Annotated in this window: 4 protein-coding genes; all 4 read right to left on the bottom strand. The window is 54.8% G+C overall.

Going from position 1 to position 2,419, the window contains the following annotated elements:
- Window positions 1–210: 210 nt before the first annotated feature.
- A complete protein-coding gene (locus HMPREF3140_RS01555) occupies window positions 211–528 on the bottom strand; it encodes a hypothetical protein (RefSeq protein ID WP_004118473.1) in 318 nt (105 codons plus the stop codon).
- 34 nt (window positions 529–562) lie between these two features.
- A complete protein-coding gene (locus HMPREF3140_RS01550) occupies window positions 563–817 on the bottom strand; it encodes a DNA polymerase III subunit theta (protein ID WP_023320090.1) in 255 nt (84 codons plus the stop codon).
- Between the two features lie 236 nt (window positions 818–1,053).
- Window positions 1,054–1,479 (bottom strand): antirestriction protein, encoded by a 426-nt coding sequence (locus tag HMPREF3140_RS01545; RefSeq protein ID WP_004118478.1) that lies wholly within the window; start codon window positions 1,477–1,479, stop codon window positions 1,054–1,056.
- Between the two features lie 505 nt (window positions 1,480–1,984).
- Window positions 1,985–2,215, bottom strand: coding sequence for a hypothetical protein (locus HMPREF3140_RS01540; protein WP_004118481.1), 231 nt, complete (start codon window positions 2,213–2,215; stop codon window positions 1,985–1,987).
- Between the last annotated feature and the right edge of the window lie 204 nt (window positions 2,216–2,419).

Genomic DNA, 2,419 nt, shown 5'->3' with positions numbered 1-2,419 from the left:
CGCAGCTGGCCGGGAGCCGAAGGTGTCCAGTGCGGATGTGCTTTTAAAGCCTTTAAGGGTTAAAAAGAGACATCACAGCAGGAAGAAGAAGAGAAAGCAGACAGACAGCAGGGATCAAACCGGAAACGTAAGGATGCAGGCTGGAGAGAATATGTTTTTCATGCCGCCGGAAAGTAGCCATGATAAACCGGCGGCATACCAGACGGGGCGTCAGGAACGGAGCTTATTTTCCTTCCTGAACTGCGCAACGCTATACCAGATTGAAGCCAGGAAAGCGAAAACGGTGATCAGAACACGAAATTCGTCACCCGGCTCTTTCCCCTTCAGCATCAGCGTTATGATGATGCCGGCAACGATAATCCACGCAATACCACTCCAGAGGCGCAGCTTATCCGCCACGACATTAATCAGAACAAAAGCAACGGCCAGGATAGCCCCCCACAGAGCCGGAACAGGCTGAAACGGAATAAAAAACAGGTTAATACCGGTTAAAAGCGTCACGGCAGCAAACATCAGAGACATACGCACAGATTACCCTCCCTGGACACACTGAGTAAGAAAATCAATTCTGCTGATCCTCGCCCGGTTTATTATATTCAGGCGCATTTGCGCGCGGCAACTGCTGACTGTTCAGCCGATGTACGCGGAGCCGTTCACGGAAATACTCGCGCAGGTGCTCAGGCTGTTCCCGTTCAACAAGTTCCGGCACGACGGGCTTGCTCATCCTTTCCTGCCAGGCGACAGCAGCGGCCACCTTATCGACGGCAACTTTGTCCTGCTCCTCTTTTGAAAAAGAGGCAATATTCCACTGCGACATACGCAAATTCCGCAAAAGAAGAAAAGGTACGCAGATATTACGCTCTTAATCCTTAACTGGCGACCTGTTGAGGTGAGGCCTGTACGCAGCGCCGCAGGCGTGGCGAACCGCCTCACCGGCAGGCGAAGCCTGCCAGGATTTTCGCGCGGCCGCACCGATCTGCGAAGCCGGGTAAGCTCCCCACAGATCGTGCCGTCTCAGACCTTAAACGGGGCGTCGGGCGCCCCGATGTAGTATCAGTCCAGAGCCGCGTAAATAGCAGCGCATTCGTCATGAGAGTCAATGAAATTCCACAGCTGCGATTCCCGCAGCATCAGGTGGCGTGTCAGGGCAGCATCACCGCGTTCATGGTGCAGCCAGATACGGCGGTTGATCGCCAGCGCCGTAATGATAACTCCGGCCGCATCCGCGCTGACGGACCGATCAAACCAGTTATCCGGGTTAGTCAGATGGAAACGGTCACCGTCAGGCATCATGTAGCCGCCGCCCTCCGGAATACGGATGAAATGCCAGAAGCCTCCGCAGTAATCGGTGATGTGTTTCTCAGCGAGCGCATAGACCTGCATCTCTCCGGCCAGAAAATCGTTACCAAACAGATCCGGCAGGAACGAGAGACGGTCGGACTCCTCTACATTCAGCATGGTTTGACGGGCATGATACATAGCAACCTCCACAGGTTCATAAGATTGCGGCACCGGGTTGTGCCGTGCCGACACGACAGCCCGGCGGAAAGCGGAAGATGCAGGGGCGACACCGGAGGCCGCAGCGCAGATAAAGCACGAAGCTGGTCTGGACGGTTTTCGAGCGAAACCTGAGCGAGAAAACGACGGGAAGAACGGCGAGCATCATAAAAAAACTGCGACCGGGCGAGGATGGCGGCGTCAGCGAACCCTTGCATCTGCAGCGGCCGGGCTAAAGTGAAGGCACGGCACTACCCGAAGCGATGGAGGTCCCCTGTCGCGGTTTACGAGCGCAGGGAGAAAAGCGGAGGCTGGCATCGCGACGCGATGGCTGCGTATAAAGGCCGCAGACCGGAGGGAGGGGGCCGGACAAAGCGGAGCCGGCGGCAACGACAAGCCGGCGACGTCCTTATCCGGTGTTGATGGCATGGCGCCAGTTTATCAGTTGCCTGTCACCAGGCGGCCCGGGAGACCTCTCGTTCTGAGCTTATCGGCGATCTGGTTTATCACTGGCCACGGAGATACCAATGTACATACCGCTTCCCCAGATAATCTGAGAGAGCACAAATAGCCACTGAGGGACGTCAACAATCAACAGCGGAAGAAGAGCAACCGTCACGATTAAAATCAGGCGGCTACCGAATTGCCGGCGCACCGGTTCAGCGGCGTCAACCGGGACGCCTGCATATCGCAGAACCTGCCTTAAACCCGTATTCATAATCACTCCACTCAGAATAAATGCACTGTACTTCAGTATATTACATTTTATTAGATAACGATTCTCCGGACTGGCAGTGATCCTTCTGAAATTTCCCTGTTTTTGCAGGAACAGCAAATGGTTACAGACAACGGCAACAAGATGACTTGAAAAAAAACGGCCTCCGCAAAATAATGTCGCGGTAGGGATACCCGTTACCGGATA

It is taken from the genome of Klebsiella sp. HMSC16A12, from assembly GCF_001808265.1.
In the GTDB taxonomy this organism is placed as follows: Bacteria; Pseudomonadota; Gammaproteobacteria; order Enterobacterales; family Enterobacteriaceae; genus Klebsiella; species Klebsiella pneumoniae.
This window is presented reverse-complemented; position numbering and strand designations above follow the sequence as displayed.